Annotated in this window: 18 protein-coding genes; 10 read left to right on the forward strand and 8 right to left on the reverse strand. The window is 63.7% G+C overall.

What is annotated here, in order from left to right:
* The first annotated feature begins 853 nt into the window (after positions 1–853).
* Together JJT62_RS17875 and JJT62_RS17880 are read left to right on the forward strand one after the other, a co-directional pair.
* Complete coding sequence (locus JJT62_RS17875) at positions 854–1702, forward strand: ATP-binding protein (RefSeq protein WP_202074153.1); 849 nt, start codon at positions 854–856, stop codon at positions 1700–1702.
* On the forward strand, positions 1703–2032 hold the full coding sequence (locus JJT62_RS17880) for a hypothetical protein (RefSeq protein WP_202074154.1): 330 nt from the start codon (positions 1703–1705) through the stop codon (positions 2030–2032).
* A gap of 164 nt (positions 2033–2196) precedes the next feature.
* Here JJT62_RS17880 and JJT62_RS17885 read toward each other — a convergent pair whose 3' ends face one another.
* Positions 2197–2658, reverse strand: coding sequence for a cupin domain-containing protein (locus JJT62_RS17885; protein ID WP_202074155.1), 462 nt, complete (start codon positions 2656–2658; stop codon positions 2197–2199).
* A gap of 140 nt (positions 2659–2798) precedes the next feature.
* Between JJT62_RS17885 and JJT62_RS17890 the strand changes: the two genes are divergently transcribed.
* The 5 genes from JJT62_RS17890 (at position 2799) to JJT62_RS17910 (ending at position 7117) form a co-directional block, all read left to right on the forward strand.
* Positions 2799–3677, forward strand: coding sequence for a chorismate mutase (locus tag JJT62_RS17890; protein WP_202074156.1), 879 nt, complete (start codon positions 2799–2801; stop codon positions 3675–3677).
* A gap of 3 nt (positions 3678–3680) precedes the next feature.
* Complete coding sequence (hisC, locus tag JJT62_RS17895) at positions 3681–4793, forward strand: histidinol-phosphate transaminase (protein ID WP_202074157.1); 1113 nt, start codon at positions 3681–3683, stop codon at positions 4791–4793.
* On the forward strand, positions 4786–5697 hold the full coding sequence (locus JJT62_RS17900; protein ID WP_202074158.1) for a prephenate/arogenate dehydrogenase family protein: 912 nt from the start codon (positions 4786–4788) through the stop codon (positions 5695–5697). The genes hisC and JJT62_RS17900 overlap by 8 nt, the downstream gene beginning before the upstream one ends.
* Positions 5698–5904: 207 nt before the next feature.
* Complete coding sequence (locus JJT62_RS17905; protein ID WP_202074159.1) at positions 5905–6507, forward strand: response regulator transcription factor; 603 nt, start codon at positions 5905–5907, stop codon at positions 6505–6507.
* 172 nt (positions 6508–6679) lie between these two features.
* Positions 6680–7117, forward strand: a complete 438-nt coding sequence (locus JJT62_RS17910; RefSeq protein WP_202074160.1) for a hypothetical protein — start codon at positions 6680–6682, stop codon at positions 7115–7117.
* On the opposite strand, the gene JJT62_RS17915 is transcribed toward JJT62_RS17910, so the two are convergent.
* The 5 genes from JJT62_RS17915 to JJT62_RS17935 all read right to left on the reverse strand — a co-directional run bounded on the left by JJT62_RS17915 (position 7118) and on the right by JJT62_RS17935 (position 11301).
* Complete coding sequence (locus JJT62_RS17915; protein WP_202074161.1) at positions 7118–7447, reverse strand: polyhydroxyalkanoic acid system family protein; 330 nt, start codon at positions 7445–7447, stop codon at positions 7118–7120. It lies immediately after the preceding gene.
* Positions 7448–7845: 398 nt separating this feature from the next.
* Positions 7846–9255 (reverse strand): type I glutamate--ammonia ligase, encoded by a 1410-nt coding sequence (glnA, locus tag JJT62_RS17920; protein WP_202074162.1) that lies wholly within the window; start codon positions 9253–9255, stop codon positions 7846–7848.
* Positions 9256–9353: 98 nt separating this feature from the next.
* Positions 9354–9692, reverse strand: a complete 339-nt coding sequence (locus JJT62_RS17925; RefSeq protein WP_202074163.1) for a P-II family nitrogen regulator — start codon at positions 9690–9692, stop codon at positions 9354–9356.
* Positions 9693–9880: 188 nt separating this feature from the next.
* The gene (gene sseA, locus JJT62_RS17930; RefSeq protein ID WP_202074164.1) at positions 9881–10741 is read right to left on the reverse strand and encodes a 3-mercaptopyruvate sulfurtransferase; all 861 of its coding nucleotides are present in this window, start codon (positions 10739–10741) and stop codon (positions 9881–9883) included.
* Positions 10742–10758: 17 nt separating this feature from the next.
* Positions 10759–11301, reverse strand: a complete 543-nt coding sequence (locus JJT62_RS17935; RefSeq protein ID WP_202074165.1) for an NADPH-dependent FMN reductase — start codon at positions 11299–11301, stop codon at positions 10759–10761.
* 128 nt (positions 11302–11429) lie between these two features.
* Between JJT62_RS17935 and JJT62_RS17940 the strand changes: the two genes are divergently transcribed.
* Both JJT62_RS17940 and JJT62_RS17945 read left to right on the forward strand, forming a co-directional pair.
* The gene (locus JJT62_RS17940) at positions 11430–11846 is read left to right on the forward strand and encodes a hypothetical protein (protein WP_202074166.1); all 417 of its coding nucleotides are present in this window, start codon (positions 11430–11432) and stop codon (positions 11844–11846) included.
* A 55-nt stretch (positions 11847–11901) separates the two neighbouring features.
* The gene (locus tag JJT62_RS17945; RefSeq protein WP_246744986.1) at positions 11902–12720 is read left to right on the forward strand and encodes a DUF3108 domain-containing protein; all 819 of its coding nucleotides are present in this window, start codon (positions 11902–11904) and stop codon (positions 12718–12720) included.
* 22 nt (positions 12721–12742) lie between these two features.
* On the opposite strand, the gene JJT62_RS17950 is transcribed toward JJT62_RS17945, so the two are convergent.
* A complete protein-coding gene (locus JJT62_RS17950) occupies positions 12743–13141 on the reverse strand; it encodes a DUF1190 domain-containing protein (RefSeq protein ID WP_202074168.1) in 399 nt (132 codons plus the stop codon).
* Between the two features lie 840 nt (positions 13142–13981).
* Here JJT62_RS17950 and JJT62_RS17955 point away from each other — a divergent pair.
* Complete coding sequence (locus JJT62_RS17955) at positions 13982–14755, forward strand: response regulator transcription factor (protein ID WP_202074169.1); 774 nt, start codon at positions 13982–13984, stop codon at positions 14753–14755.
* A gap of 17 nt (positions 14756–14772) precedes the next feature.
* On the opposite strand, the gene JJT62_RS17960 is transcribed toward JJT62_RS17955, so the two are convergent.
* Positions 14773–15567 carry a YdcF family protein gene (locus JJT62_RS17960; protein WP_202074170.1) on the reverse strand — a complete coding sequence of 265 codons (795 nt, stop codon included), beginning with the start codon at positions 15565–15567 and terminating at the stop codon, positions 14773–14775.
* Positions 15568–15757: the final 190 nt, after the last annotated feature.

Genomic DNA, 15757 nt, shown 5'->3' on the forward strand with positions numbered 1-15757 from the left:
TTCCCGCTCATCCCCCAAGCCCCTCACCCACCCTCTCCCCGCGCTGTGCGCGGGGAGAGGGGCAGAGCGCGGCCGTCGCAAAGAATTTCGCCCCCTAATTTATCCCCACCCTCAAAAACCGCCTTATCCTTCCCCCGCCTCGTCAACTTGCAGGGGCGTCGTCAGGGTCGGCGGCGTCGGCGGGGTCGGTTAAGCGCGGGACGCGACCCTCGTTCCGTGCGGGACTCCGGCGCCGCCCGCCGGGTCTCTCCTTCGTGGGGAGATTGCGTGGAGAAATCCACGCAAAGGCTGGGCATAGTTTTCGCGCCCGCGACACGCGGCCCGAGTACCGAAAGGGAAAGCGCCGGCGGGCCGGAGGCGGCGCATGTCGAGGCCCTTGCGACGCGCTCGGGAGGTTCAAACCTCCCGGGAAAGAAGCAGGCGCCGTCTGGCGGCTGCGCCGGACGGAGGAACCGCCACGAGATGGCGCTACTTCGGCCCGGAAAGGTGCGCGCGAATAAAGACCGCAGCCGGGACGCTCTGGCCCCGATGCGCTTATTTTTCACGCTACCGGCCGAACGGGGCCGGGGCGTCCCGGCTTCCTGTATCGCCTCGCGTCGGAAATCGGCGGCGGGATTTGTGGCGCTGCATTGCCCCCTCCCCAACCCTCCCCCGCTTCGCGGGAGAGGGGGTAGATTGTGGCCTTCATTGAGAATGCTGATCGCGAGTGTCCCCTCTCCCGCTTTAGCGGGGGAGGGACAGGGAGGGGGCGTTTCAGTGATGTGAAGGAAGGATGCACGTGGTCACACCCGCCAGCGCCCCACACGCAATTTGCGATAAGGTTGCGCTCGAGATTTTTGTTTAGGACGCCCCAATGTCGAAAAAGAATATCGCCGCCCATCTTTCCCGCATCGCCGACGCGCTCGAGCGCCTCGCGCCGCCCGCGCCATCGGCGCCGGATTTCTCGGCCGCCGAAGCCTTTGTCTGGCGCGCGGCGGGCTCGGTCTTCCATCCGGTGGAGCGGATCAACCGCGTGAGCCTTGGCCTGCTCGAGGGGATCAACCTTCAGCGCGATATTCTCTTTTCCAACACCGCGCGTTTCGCCCAGGGCCTGCCCGCCAATAACGCGCTGCTCTGGGGCGCGCGCGGCATGGGCAAATCCTCGCTCGTCAAGGCCGTGCATGGCGCGCTGGCGGGGGAGGGGCGGCTCAAGCTCGTCGAAATCCATCGCGAGGACATCGAGGCTCTGCCCGATCTGCTCGGCGCCCTCGCCGGCGCGCCCTACCAGTTCATCGTCTTTTGCGACGATCTCTCCTTCGACGGGCCGGAGACGAGCTACAAGGCGCTCAAAAGCGCGCTGGAGGGCGGCGTCGAAGGGCGCCCTGGCAATGTCCTCTTCTACGCGACGTCGAACCGGCGCCATCTCATGCCGCGCGACATGATGGAAAATGAAAGCGCCAACGCCATCCACGGCAAGGAGGCGGTGGAGGAGAAGGTCTCGCTCTCCGACCGTTTCGGTCTTTGGATCGGTTTCCACAACTGCAATCAGGATGATTACCTCGCGATGGTCTTCGGCTACGCCCGCCATTATGGGCTGGAGGCGCCGGAGGCCGATATACGCGCGCAGGCGCTGGAATGGGCGATGACTCGCGGCGCGCGCTCGGGCCGCGTGGCGTGGCAATTCGTGACCGACCTTGCCGGGCGGTTGGGGAAGACGCTGTAGATGAGACGGACGGCTCTCCTCATCGCCGCGCTGGCGATCGCTCTGCTCCTGCTTTGGCTGTTTGCGCCGAGGCCGGAGGAGGAGGCGGGCCGGCGCATCGAGGGCCGCGCCAAAATCGAACTGATTGAAGCCTGCAATCAGGCGGCCGCCGATACCGGGCGCGCCATTCGCTTCACCACTGCCGATGTCGTCGCGCCCGCTAAGGAAGCGGTCGAGACGGCGAGCGGCGTGGCGCTGCTCGCCGCGATCCTGCAAGCGCGCCGCGCGGGCCAGCTCTGCGCCTGGGACGGGATCGACCCGGCGACGATCACGGCGGAGGCATCGAGATGAAATCCGGCGCGCCGACACAGCGTCCGAGGCGGTCTCGCTTGCTCCTCAGGAAGACGCCTAAGTGTTTGGCGCAGATGCAAAATCCCCTCATGCGGAGGAGCCTGCGCAGCAGGCGTCTCGGAGCACGAGGGGCGTCGCAACGCCGCTTTGTCAGCAGAACCGCCTCAGGGCGCCGGATGCGAGTGGCCTTCGCCCTCCTTGGGCTCGGGGATCAGCGAGCCTTTGCCGTCCGGCAGGGCGGCGGGCAGCAGCTCGAAATTCAGCAGCACGACCGGCGTCTTGCCGACATTCGACGACTCATGGGTCTGGGCGCCGGTCTCGGTGAAGCAGTCGCCTGCTTTGTAGACGGTGGTCTTGCCGCCGATGGCGTAGGCCATTTCGCCAGAGACCATGCAGCGGATGCCCGGCCCGACATGGTGGTGGGCGTGCATATAGCCGGTTTCGTCCATGGTGACCTGCGTCACGCGGATTTTGTATTTGCCGGTGAGCTCGGAGAGATGGCCGAGGTCGGCGAGCTCCGCCAGAGCCTTGGCGTGGAAGCCCTTGAGATCGACGCCATCGGCGCGAGCGGCGCCGGCGAAGGAGAGGCAGAAGAGGGCGAGGCAGGCTGCAAGCTTATTCGACATGGCGCTTCCTTTATTTCTGGCCCGCCAGTCTATCGGAGCCCGGGCGCCCAGCAAGCGACCTTGTCGCTTTGCGCCGGCGCCAGGGGAGGCCCGCGCCGCCCCCCTTCACTCTCGCGGCCTGCTGGCCTAAGAGAAGCGCCATGCGCGACACGCCCGAGCTCACCTCCGCCGCCGACATGCTTGCCGATTTGCGCGGCGAGATCGACCGCATCGATCTCGATATGCATCGGCTGCTGATGGCGCGCGGCGAGATCATCGACCGACTGATCGCTGCCAAGCGCGCTCAGGGCGGCGGCTGCGCCTTCCGGCCGGATCGCGAGGCGCAGATGATGCGCGCGCTGGTCGAGCGTCACCATGGCCTGCTGCCGCTCGACGCGGTCGAGGGTATCTGGCGCGTCATCGTCTCGACCTTCACTTATGTGCAGGCGAATTATTCCGTGCATGCCGACGACTCGGGCGGCGACGCGCAGATGCGCGACAGCGCTCGCTTTCACTTCGGCTTCACCGTGCCTTATGTGGCCCATCACGGCGCTCGCGCGGTGATCGACGCGGTTGCGGCCTCGCGCGGCGATCTCGGCATGTTGCGCGCAGCCGGCGCCCTGGAGGAGGGCGCCTGGTGGATGCGGCTCATCGGCGAGCGCGCGCCCAAGATCATCGCGCGGCTGCCTTTCGTCGAACGCCCCGATCATCCGGCGGGTCTGCCCGTCTTCATCGTGGCGCGGCTCGCCGCGGACGCCGCGTCGCGCGACATTCTTCTGCACGCAATCAATTTGCCGCATTGGACGCACGCCATCCCCGCCGTCGTCTCGGCGCTAGAGGGCGAAATCCTCGCCAGCGCGCCCCATGCCGGCGGCCTGTCGCTCATGGTGGCCGCCCCGGGCCGCGTCGAGGCCGCGCGCTTTGCGCAGGAGTTGGCGGGGGCGGGCGTGGCCGACGCCGTCGTGGAGCCCATCGGCAGCCACGCCGAAAGATACGAACTCAGCGAAGCGCGCAGCGGCGTCTTTGCGCCCAGGAGCTAAGCCATGACGCGTCCCATCCCTCGCCCCGGCGTCCTCGATATCGACGCCTATGTGCCCGGCAAGGCCGGCGCGCCCGGCGCAGGCCGCGTTTTCAAGCTCTCGGCCAATGAAACGCCGCTCGGCCCGTCGCCGGCGGCCGTGCAGGCGCTGCGCGACATGGCGCATCAGATCGCCATCTATCCGGAAGGCTCGTCGGCGGCGCTGCGCGAGGCGGTCGGCGCCCGCTATGGGCTCGATCCTGCGCGCATCATCATGGGGGCGGGCTCCGACAATATTCTTGAGCTGCTGGCGCTCGCCTATATCGGGCCGGGCGACGAGGGCCTCTACAGCCAATATGGCTTCCTGGAATATAAAATCGTGACGCTCGCCGCCGGCGGCGTCCCCGTCGTCGCGCCCGAGACCGATTACACGGCGAATGTCGACGCCATATTGGAGCGCGTGACCCAGAAGACGAAGATTGTCTTCCTGGCCAACCCGAACAATCCCACCGGCAGCTATCTTCCGGCCGCGGAGGTCGAGCGGCTCGCCAAGGGCCTGCCGGCGCGCACGCTTCTCGTGCTCGACGCGGCCTACGCCGAATATGTGACTCGCGCCGATTACGAAGCGGGGATCGCGCTCGTCGACGCCCATGAGAATGTCGTCATGACGCGCACTTTCTCGAAGATCTATGGTCTGGCGGGCGTGCGGCTCGGCTGGGGCTATGGGCCGGCGCATGTGATCGATTCGCTCAATCGCATCCGTTCGCCGTTCAACGTGTCGAGCGCGGCCTCGATCGCGGGCGTCGCCGCGGTGCAGGACACGGCGCATGTCGCGGCGGCCGTTGCGCACAACCAGAAATGGCTGCCCTGGCTTACGCGGGAAATTTCGAGCCTCGGGCTCGAGGTTTTGCCGAGCGTCGGCAATTTCATCGCCATCCGTTTCCCGCAAACGCCGGGCCGCACGGCCGCCGACGCCGATCGGTTCCTGACAGCGCGGGGCCTCGTGCTGCGCGCCATCGGCGCCTATGGCATGGGCGAATTTCTGCGCCTGACCATCGGCTCGCAGGAGGCCAATGAAGCGGTGGTCGCCGCGCTCGGCGATTTCATGTCGGACAGGAAAGCGGCGGCCAATGGCTGAGCCGATCTTCGACAGGCTGGCGATCGTCGGCGCGGGCCTCATCGGCTCGTCCATCGCCCGGGCGGCCCGTGACTATGGGGCGGCAGGCGAGATCGCAATTGTCGACGCCTCGCAGCAGGTCATGGCGCGCGTGCGCGAATTGGGCATTGCGGACGACGCAGGCGGCGATGTGGCGCAGGCTCTGAAGGGCGCCGATCTCATCATTATCTGCACGCCGGTCGGCGTCTGCGGCGTGGTCGCGCAAGCAATCGCGCCCCATCTCGAAAAAGGCGCCATTCTCTCCGACGTCGGGTCGGTGAAAGGCGCGGTTGTGGCGCAGATTGCGCCCCATGTGCCGGCGGGGGTTCATTTCATCCCCGCGCATCCGCTCGCCGGCACCGAATTCTCGGGCCCCGACGCGGGCTTTGCGACGCTGTTCCAGAATCGCTGGTCCATCCTCACGCCGCTCGAAGGCGCAGACGCCTCTGCGGTGGCGCGGCTCGCGAATTTCTGGACGCGAATCGGCGCGAAAGTCGAATCGATGAGCCCCGAGCATCACGACAAGGTGCTGGCGCTCACGAGCCATCTGCCGCATCTCATCGCCTACAACATCGTCGGCACGGCGGATGATTTCGGTGAGCAGACGCGCTCGGAGGTCATTAAATTTTCGGCCTCGGGCTTTCGTGATTTTACCCGCATCGCCGCCTCCGACCCCACCATGTGGCGTGATATTTTCCTCAATAATCGCGAGGCGGTCCTCGAAATGCTCGGACGCTTCAACGAGGACTTGAGTGCGCTTCAACGCATGATTCGCCGCGGCGACGGCGAGGGACTCTTCGACTTCTTCACCCGCACGCGCGCTATTCGCCGTTCGATCGTCGAGCAGGGACAAGACACGTCCGCGCCGGATTTCGGCAGGAGATAATCAAAACCAAAACACAACTTAGACGAATTTAGCTTCGCCTCGAGCATTGACTGTGCTAGAGTGATTTTATTCTAGCAGCGCGTTTTCGGTCCGCATCGAAAAATGTAGACGCCAGAAATCGCGAATTTTTCAAGAATGAAGCGCGCTTGTCGCAGAAGACTTATGAGCTTTTGCGGGTGGCGTTCTAAGACGTTCAAGGACGTCGACATGCCGACTATCTATGTCGTTGCGCAAGAGCAGGACGAACGGGCGGCTATTGCCGCGCTTGTTTGCCAGGAGTGTCGCTCCGTCGAGGTTTTCAAAGACGTGTCGGCCTTTCTCGCCCATAAGGACCCGAGCGAGCCCGGATGCGTCATTCTGGAGCTCAAAGAGCCAGCCTCCGCGTCGATTCGACGGTTGCGAGAGTTCCTCGAGCCGCTGCCGATCATCGTTGTCTCGCCGAGCGCAGTCGTTGCGCGAGCGGTGCAGGCGATGAAACAGGGCGCCGCGGATTTCCTCGCCAAGCCGCTCGAAAAGGAAAGGCTCGTTTCCGCCGTCCAGCGGGGACTCGACATCAGTTGGGCGCGAATGGAGCAGACGCGGCGCAAGCACGAGTTGCTCGCGCGATACCAAACGCTCAGCGCGCGCGAGAAGGATGTGGTCGGCGCCATCCTCGATGGGCGCCCGAACCGGGAAGTCGCTTTGCAGCTCGGCATTCGACCACGCACCGTCGAGATTCACCGCTCGAATGCAATGGCCAAACTTGGGGCGCGAACCTTGCCCGAGCTGGTGCGCATCTGGTTCGACCTCGCAGACGGCGACATGTGCTGAATTAAGCGCCAAAGAGGCACTCGGGAGTCATGTAAATACTTGCGAAAACCTCGTTTCACAGAGAATTAGGTATATTCCCCAAATTGAGCGGCGCGCCTGTCGCGGCTAGGTTCCGGGCCACAGTTTCGGTGTCCGCTGCGGCTTGTTCCAGCGTTTCGTGCGGGGAGTACAAATGACCGAACTCGGCAAATTTGGCGTTGCTTTGGCGTTGAACGAAATCACTCTTTCAGCATCCGTTACCCCCATGCATCGGACGCTTCTTGCAAGTTATCGGATGAATGCGCATCGCGGCGAGACATCGGCGCGCGAGCTGATTCTGAGCGATCTTCGCAGCTTTCTCGATCTCGGCGCGCTCGACCGCGCCACGGACATACTGATCGTCCTGGCGCTTTTCATGAGAGAGTCGGCGCGCAATGAGCGGCGTCTGTCGCTCGCGAAAAGGCGCCATCACGACGCGATTGCCCTCCAACGCGGGCGTGGCGCCACGCGGGCGCATTATTCAGTCGGCAAGAATGCGAATGCTCTACAGCAGCCGAACCTGCGACTGGTGTCGTCCGAAAACATGCATCTCGAGGCGGTGGAAGGCGAGGGGGGCGACGCCCTTCGCTGATCAGGAGGTCTTTTTTCCGGGGCCGATGCGCAGGACGTCATTCGCGTTGCGAGAGATGAAATCCTGAAGCCCGCCGGAGAGCTTGGCGAGCAACCAGGGCAGTTGCACCTCTATCCGAACCAGCTCGGGCAGCACCGTCATTCGCGCCGTCGCGCTTTGGCCCAGCGCGGCGACGCGGACCGTGGCGACGTCGCCCGCCCAGCTTACTTCTGACTGCGCGACCTTATCCACATATTCACGCTGCAGCATCTCGATGCGCTCGGCGAGACGCTTTTTCGCGGTCTCCACTCCAAGATCATGCGGCACGGTGATCGTTATGGTGTTCGCCATGAGCGCTTCTCTCTGCCCGACGCTGATGTAGGCGCCGGCGCGCCTAAAGGAAAGCGTCGCCCTCTCCCGATCTGATAGCATTTCCGTTTGAACAGCTCGCATCGAATCCAGAGCCATAAAAGCGCTGGTTTTATTCAGAGCCCGTCATTGCGAGCGAAACGAAGCAATCCAGGGCAGCGATGCGGCCCTGGTTTGCTTCGTCGGCTCCGCCTCCTCGCAATGACGGCGGTGAGTTCCTGTGTGTCCGAGCGTCGGGGGATGGCGCCGAACCAATCGAGCGGATCTCGGATGAACTATCGCAGTAAGCCGGGCCGCTAAAAAAATGGGCCGCCCAGAGGGCGGCCCACCGATTCTCATCCGTAAGTCTCCAGCTTCACCAGAAGCCGGCTCCTTATGGATCAGTAGCTGTAATACATATCGAACTCGACCGGATGGGGCGTCATTTCGAAGCGATAGACGTCCTGCATCTTGAGATCGATGTAAGCGTTGATGAAGTCCTCGTTGAACACGCCGCCGGCCGTCAGATAGGCGTAGTCGGCCTTGAGGCTGTCGAGCGCTTCACGCAGCGAGCCGCAAACCGTCGGGATCGCCTTCAACTCTTCCGGCGGCAGATCGTAGAGATCCTTGTCGGCCGGCGCGCCCGGATCGATCTTGTTGGCGATGCCGTCGAGGCCGGCCATCAGCATGGCCGCGAAGGCGAGATACGGGTTCGCCGTCGGATCGGGGAAGCGAACCTCGATGCGCTTGGCCTTCGGGTTGGAGCCGAAGGGAATGCGGCAGGAGGCCGAGCGGTTGCGCGAGGAATAGGCGAGCAGCACTGGCGCCTCGAAGCCCGGGACCAGACGCTTATAGGAGTTGGTCGACGGGTTGGTGAAGGCGTTCAGCGACTTGGCGTGCTTGATGATGCCGCCGATGTACCACAGGCACTCCTGGGAGAGGCCGGCGTATTTGTCGCCAGCGAACACCGGCTTGCCTTCCTTCCAGATCGACTGGTGGACGTGCATGCCCGAGCCATTGTCGCCATAGACCGGCTTCGGCATGAAGGTCGCCGACTTGCCGTAGGAATGCGCCACCTGATGGATCGCATACTTATAGATCTGCAGGTGGTCGGCGACGGTGACGAGCGTCTCGAACTTCAGACCGAGCTCATGCTGGGCGGAAGCCACTTCGTGGTGGTGCTTCTCGACCTTGACGCCCATGGCCGCCATGGCGGCGAGCATCTCGGAGCGCATGTCCTGGGCCGAGTCGACCGGCGGGACCGGGAAGTAGCCGCCCTTGGTGCGGACGCGATGGCCGAGGTTGCCGCCCTCATAGGCGGTGTCGGAGTTTGTCGGCAGCTCGACCGAGTCGAGCTGGAAGCCCGTGTTGTAGGGGTCGGACGAGAAACGGACGTCGTCGAAGACGAAGAATTCGGCCTCGGGGCCGAAGAAGGCGGTGTCGCCGACGCCGATCGACTTCACATGCGCCATGGCCTTCTTGGCGATCGAGCGCGGGTCGCGGTTGTAGGGCTGGCCGGTCGCCGGCTCCACGACGTCGCAGACGATCGACATGGTCGAGGCCGCGAAGAAGGGGTCCATGGTGACGGTCGAGAGGTCGGGCAGGAGCGTCATGTCCGACTCGTTGATCGCCTTCCAGCCGGCGATCGACGAGCCGTCGAACATGATGCCTTCGTTCAGCGCCTCTTCGTCGACGATCGACACGTCGAAGGTCACGTGCTGCCACTTGCCGCGCGGATCGGTAAAGCGGAAGTCGACGTATTTTACGTCGTTGTCCTTGATCTGCTTGATTACGTCCTTGGCAGTTGTCATGTCGATCCTTGCCTCTTCCTTGGGTTTAGTTGCATGCGTTTGCGGCGCAGCGGAGCGGCGAAACAGTCTTTCTAGGAAGCTCACGATAGCCCCGAAGGTTAAATCGCGTCCACGCCGGTTTCCCCCGTGCGGATTCTGATTGCGCCCTCGATGTTCGAAACAAAAATCTTGCCATCGCCGATGCGACCCGTCTGGGCGGCCATGCGAATGGCCTCGACGGCGCGATCGACGGCCTCGTCCGCAAGGACGATCTCGATTTTTACTTTCGGCAGGAAGTCAACGACATATTCGGCCCCCCGGTAAAGCTCGGTGTGACCCTTCTGGCGGCCGAAACCCTTCGCCTCGGTGACAGTGATGCCTTGCAGACCAGCCGCCTGCAGCGCCTCTTTCACTTCATCGAGCTTGAAAGGTTTAATGATCGCCTCGACTTTTTTCATCGCTTATCCCCGCTGCGCCTGAAGCTCCCGCCCGCACCCGCGCTTCGCCTTTGCCGACGCCGCCGAGCTTCTACCACCTGAGCGATTTCCGCGCCATGGCCAATCGGTCGGCGCCGAAACCCGTGATGATGCCTGATATTTAGGCTATATGATTAAGTTATGAGCTAAATTTGCTCGATTCATCAGCGCTAGTCTGAATAGGATACGACCGGCAGATCGGCGCGGGCGCCCCACTCCGACCATGAGCCGTCATAGACTGTCGCCATCGGCCGGCCAGCGGCGGCGAGGGCAAGGCTGAGGATGCAGGCGGTCATGCCCGATCCGCAGCTTGCTATCGTCCGCTTTGCAGGATCGAGGCCCGCCGCGGCGAAGGCGGCTTCCAATCCCGCTTTGTCTTTCATCTTTCCGCCCTCGATCACCTCGCCGAAGGGCAGATTATGAGCGCCGGGCATATGGCCGGCGCGCAGCCCCGGACGCGGCTCGGGGGCGCGGCCCATGAAGCGCTCAAAGGCGCGTGCGTCGACGACCTGAGCGTCGCCGCTCGAAAGCCACGTGTCTAGCTGTTTCCAATCGGCGACGAGTTCCGGATTGAATGCGGGCGTAAAGTCGCGCGGTTCGCGGGTGACATCGCCCGTCTCGAGCGGCCGTCCCTCCGCCTTCCACGCCGGAAGGCCCCCGGAAAGGATCGAGACCTTTTTCACGCCGAAGACCTTCATCGTCCACCAGAGGCGCGGGGCCGAGAAGAGGCCGACGCTGTCGTAGATGACCGCGCGCATGCCGTCTCCAAAGCCCAGCCGGCGCATCTCGGCGGCGAAGACCTCGGGCGAGGGGAGCATATGCGGCAGGCCGGTCGAGTGATCGGCGATCGCGTCTATGTCGAAAAAGACGGCGCCCGGGATATGCCCCGCCAAATATTCGGCCCGCGGATCGCGGTTCGCCGCCGGCATATGCCAGGACGCGTCGAAGACGACGATTTCCGGCGACGCAAGATTCTCGGCAAGCCACTGCGGCGGAACGAAAAGCGTGGAGGGGTTGATGTCAGGCGCCATGTATTCTTCTTCCCTCTTCAAGTGGCGGCGCGGGCCAGCGCGCTCGTGACGGCGGCGATTTTTCGCAGAAGCGTTTCGTTCCGGATCTCCCCGTCCGCGTCCAGCGCGTCCCGGCCAACGGGGACGTCGGCGCAGGCGGCTTCGACGACATTTGCGCCGGCCTTGTCAAGGACAAGGCGCAGCGCATGGAAGGCGTCGCGCGCGCCGCCATGGGCGGATGGATTGATCCACCCCACGGGGCGGCGGTAGAGGCTGCTTGCGCCGATGGTCCAATCCAGCAGATTTTTGAAGCTGCCCGGCAACGATCCGGCATATTCGGGCGTCGAAAACAGGATGGCGTCGGCGCGCGCGAGATCTTCTCTCAGGTCCCGCACGCCGGGCGGCGGGGCGTCATGGTCGCAATCCGGATTGAAATGCGGCAATGCGTCGAGCCCGCAATAGGGCGACATCTCGACGTCGGGGCCCGCGAGCCGCGCCGCCGCCGCAAGCACGGCCGCATTGACCGAGCCGGCGCGCAGGCTCCCGCAGATCGAAACGATTCTGGTCCGTCCTTGCGTCATCCTCGCCGCCGACTCTTCACCGCCGCCCCTTCGTCGCCGTCCCTTGGGCGCCGGCGCTGCTTGCATCCAGCGCCGTCCGGGGGACAATAAGCCGATTCGATTCTCACTGTCTCCCTGGCGCGGTTATCATGCTCGACATCCCCGGCAAGGCCTGCGGCCCCTGCCATTTCTGCTGCAAGGTCCTCGAAATCGAGGAGATGAAGAAGACCGCGGGCAAGCTCTGCGAACATTGCGCCGGCGCGGGAGGTTGCGGCGTTTACGCAACGCGCCCCGAGGTTTGCCGGGATTATTACTGCCAATGGAAAGAAGATCGCGGGCTGCCGGCGACGATGCGGCCCGACAAGGTCGGGACGCTCCTCATGGACGATCCGGACAGCGACGAGTACCACGCGGTTTGCGATCCGGAGAAGCCCTTTTCCTGGCGCAATCCTCTCATATTCAGACATCTCGTCTCGGAAGCGAAAGCCGGTAGGATGGTTGTCGCCAAGGCGGGGCTGCGCGCCTGGCGCATCTATTCGGACGGGCATTGGCAGGAGTCGGCGTGAGGCTTCGTTCCGCGACGCGCCACCTACTGCAGTCTTGAGCAACATGAGCCGGATCTTGAAGCTTTTCCCGCCCTCCGCGGCTTTGCCGATTGCGGCGCTGCTTTGCGCCGGCGCCGGGCCGACCGCGGCCGAAACGATCAAGGCGCACTACGCCTTGAGCCTGATGGGGCTCTCGATCGGCAGCGCCTCCGCTTCGGGCGTGGTCGAGCCGGAAAGCTACCGCGTCGATATTTCCATGCGGACCTCGGGTCTCGCCAATCTCGTGAACAACACCAAGGGGGCGGCGACCGCGAGCGGCGGCTTGACCGCCGCCGGCCCGTCGCCTTCGGCCTACGCCAATACGACCTCGAACAACGACGAGACGCGCACGGTGCGGATGTCGCTTGCCAGCAACGCCGTGCGCGCGGTCGAGGTGAAGCCGGAGCCTTGGGACGCGGAGATGCGCGTTCCGCTCAACGACGGCGCAAAGAAACGCATCGTTGATCCCGTCAGCGCGCTGATCATGAGCGTTCCCCAGAGCCAGGAGCTTATTGGGCCGGCCGCCTGCAACCGCACGATCTCTGTGTTCGACGGCGTGACCCGTTTCGACGTCCAGCTCTCTTTTGCGGGCGCTCACACGGCTCAGACGCACGGCTATTCGGGGCCAGTCGCCGTTTGCTCGGCGCGTTACACGCCGATCGCCGGACACCGCCCCGATAGTAAGTCGACCCGCTATTTGGCTGAGAACCGGGATATAAACGTGTGGCTCGCGCCCTTGCCGGACGTGCATGTCGTCGTGCCGATCCATATCGACATGCGCACCGGCGCGGGCCAGCTCGTCATCGACGCCTCGGATTTCCAAATCGCGCCGCGGCGGGCCGACGCGGGCAGGTGAGCCAAGCGGAGCTTTAGCCTCCTTAGTCGATACGCACTTCCTTGGTCTTTTTCCGGTTGCGGCGGTCGGACTCATATTCGAGGTAGCGGATTTCCTTCGGCTCCCCGTCGGCGCGCAGGCAGAACGCCGGGCGAGGCGTAAAGCCGCCGGCCGGATTTTCGAAGCAATCGGAGAAACGCAGCTCGCACTGGAACATGGTCTCGGTTTTCGGAGCCGCCTGCGCAGCGACGGCGTGGGCTTTGTCGACCGCCTGCTTGCAGAGCCCGGAATCGAACCCCCAGGCCTGACATTCGCTCACCGAGGACATGTATTTCCCGTCTTCCGTGCAGGCTGGGGCCGTGCGCCGCGCATAGAAAAACGAGAAGCCGGCGGCGGCCAGCGCAACGAGGATGACGACCAATTTCAAAGGCGTGTTAGCCATGAGCGCTCGCTTTGTTAATCATTCGGACATTAGTCGTCTGCAATACGGGCGGGCAAGCGCAATCTCCACGGCCGTCTCGCGCGACGACAGTCCCGCGCCTGCGCATTTGCGCGCCGACAACGAGGTCGCTTGACAAGGATCAGCGACTACAATAGTTCGTTGCATCACCGCATTTCGGAACCACGGTCGATGAGCTGTGGAAGCAAACGCTCACCGAGCGCGGACAGGGCAGAACAGATATGCGCCCGCCCTTTCGAGGATCGCGTTAAACGCGCGATGGGAACATGTCGGCGATGCGATCCTAAAACTTGGTATCTCACGATTCCGCCGGCGACGACGGATCAGATGGCAGCATGTCGGCTAATGGTTAGAACCGACAGTTAAGTGTGACAGAAGGAGGAGATAATGGGCGCTATTCTCGAACTCACCAGCTATGCGGCGACCCCCGTCGGCATGATCGCGATCATCGTGATCGGCGCGGCTGCTTACTTCGCTGCGCGTTGGGTCTTCACCGACTAAATCAGCGCTTCTAGCAGCTTACGTTCAGGCGCGACGCGTCGGCACTTGCCGATGCGGCGCGCCTTAATTTTTTTTGCGGTTGTCCTTTCGGCGTTCGTTGCCCGCGTGAGAACGCTTGCGTCTTGCCGCGCCATGAGTATTCTGGGCCCGCTTCCCAACTCGAATGGGCAGGTATCAATTCGGCGTCGCTTCGAGGACGGTCAACCAGATCAATGGCTGTCGCGATGCATATGAGGCGTTTTTTCCGTTCTCGTGGCGCCGCCATGCGAAAGTGGAAAAAATGGGAGCGCCTACCTTTTCGATCAGGGCTGGGAGGGGCGGATGGACAATATCCGGGCGAGCGGGGAAAGTGCGGATCTCGCGAAGACCGCTCCGCGCCCAGAAGGTGACGACGGCGCGCCGTCGCAGCAGGCCGCCAGCATCGATGTCGCCATCGCCGACAAGAGCCCGCTGATTCTTGCCGGCCTCGACAAGCTCCTGTCCGACGACAAGCGTTTCAACCTCGTCCTCAAAGTGACGGATGGCGAAGAGTTTCTCGAGGCCGCCCGGCAGCAGAAGTTCGCGATCGCGGTCATTGGCTGGCAATTGCCCACGCTGCATGCGCGCGATGTTTTACGCGCCCTCTCGCGCCAGGTCTCGGCGCCCAAGATCGTGGTCTATAGCGGCACCAACGATCCCGCGGCGCCTGCCGAGACACTGCAGCTCGGGGGCGCGGGCTTCGTCTCGAAGCGCGCCCCGCCAGAACGGCTTCTCGACGTGCTGGCGGCGGTGGCGGCGGGCGATATGGTCTTTCCCTTCGTCGACATCCGCAAGATGCGCAGCGATCCTTTGGAGAATCTCACGTTGCGCGAGAGAAGCCTCTTGTCGGCGCTGGGGTCGGGCCACACCAACAGCCAGCTCGCCAAGGATTTCGGCGTTTCGATCAACACGATCAAATTCCATCTGCGCAATCTTTTCGAGAAGCTCGACGTGCGTAACCGAGCTCAAGCGATCGCTTTGTTTCTCGAAATGAAGCACGGTAGCTGGCCGGGCGGCTCCGGCGGGCGCAGCATGGAGCCGACGACAACCACGCGCGGGCGGCGGCGCGCCGAATAGGCGCGCGCTGCAATTTTTTAGGGCGCCGGAAAGAGCGTGTCGGTCTTTCCCGTCAGCCAATAGGCGGCGAGGCCCACCCATTCATGCGCCGCGAATTCGAGGAGCCCGAAGCTTCGCGACGCGTGGCGCGGCACGCTCCAGCCGCTCATCTCGCCGGCCGTGCGGTAATCGACGGGATAGGCGATCACGGGAAAGCCGGCCTTGCGGAAGATGCCGACCGAGCGCGGCATATGCATCGCGGAGGTAACAAGCAGCCAGCGCTCGCCGGGCTTGGGCTGCACGAGGTCGCGCGTAAAGGCGGCGTTCTCGAATGTGTTCCGGGATTTATCTTCGTAAAGCACGTCGCCCTGGTCGAGGCCGACTTCTCGCCAGAAACGCTGCACCGTCCCCGCTTCCGTATAGGCCGACCCGCGCAAGGCCGAGGTGCCGCCCGTGAAGACGAGGCGCGCCGTCGGATACTGCCGCTTCAAGGCGATTGGCGCGGTGAGGCGCTCCGCCGCTTCGGCTAGGGTGACACGGTTGCGCATGCCGCTCAGATTTTCGTCGACAGAGCCGCCGAGCACGATAATCCCATCCGGCGCCGGCATGTCATCGGGCGGCGGCGGAAAACGCGCTTCGAGCGGGATCGCGACGAGACCGGCGAGCGGCGAAAAGCCCATGACGAGCAGAAGGACGATCGCGCCGCCGGAGAGCGCGCAACCTGTCCTTTTGAAACGGGTGACAGAAAGTGCGACGCCGAGAGCGCCGATAAACAGCGCGAAATGCGTCGGCGTCGCGAGGAATTCGAAAATCTTGGAAAAGATGAAGAACATGGGAACTCAGTGAGAAAAAACTTCCTCAAGCCAATGGCGCGGGGTTGGCGCCGAGAAGGGAGAGGAAGTCGAGCATCGATCGGTTCTCTGTCATTCCCGACGCTCGCGAAGCGAGCGATCGGGAATCCAGAACAACATTAGCGCTATTGAGGCTCTGGATTCCCGGTCGGGCTTTCAGCCCGCCGGGAAT

Source organism: Methylocystis sp. Sn-Cys, assembly GCF_016745395.1.
Lineage (GTDB): Bacteria > Pseudomonadota > Alphaproteobacteria > Rhizobiales > Beijerinckiaceae > Methylocystis > Methylocystis iwaonis.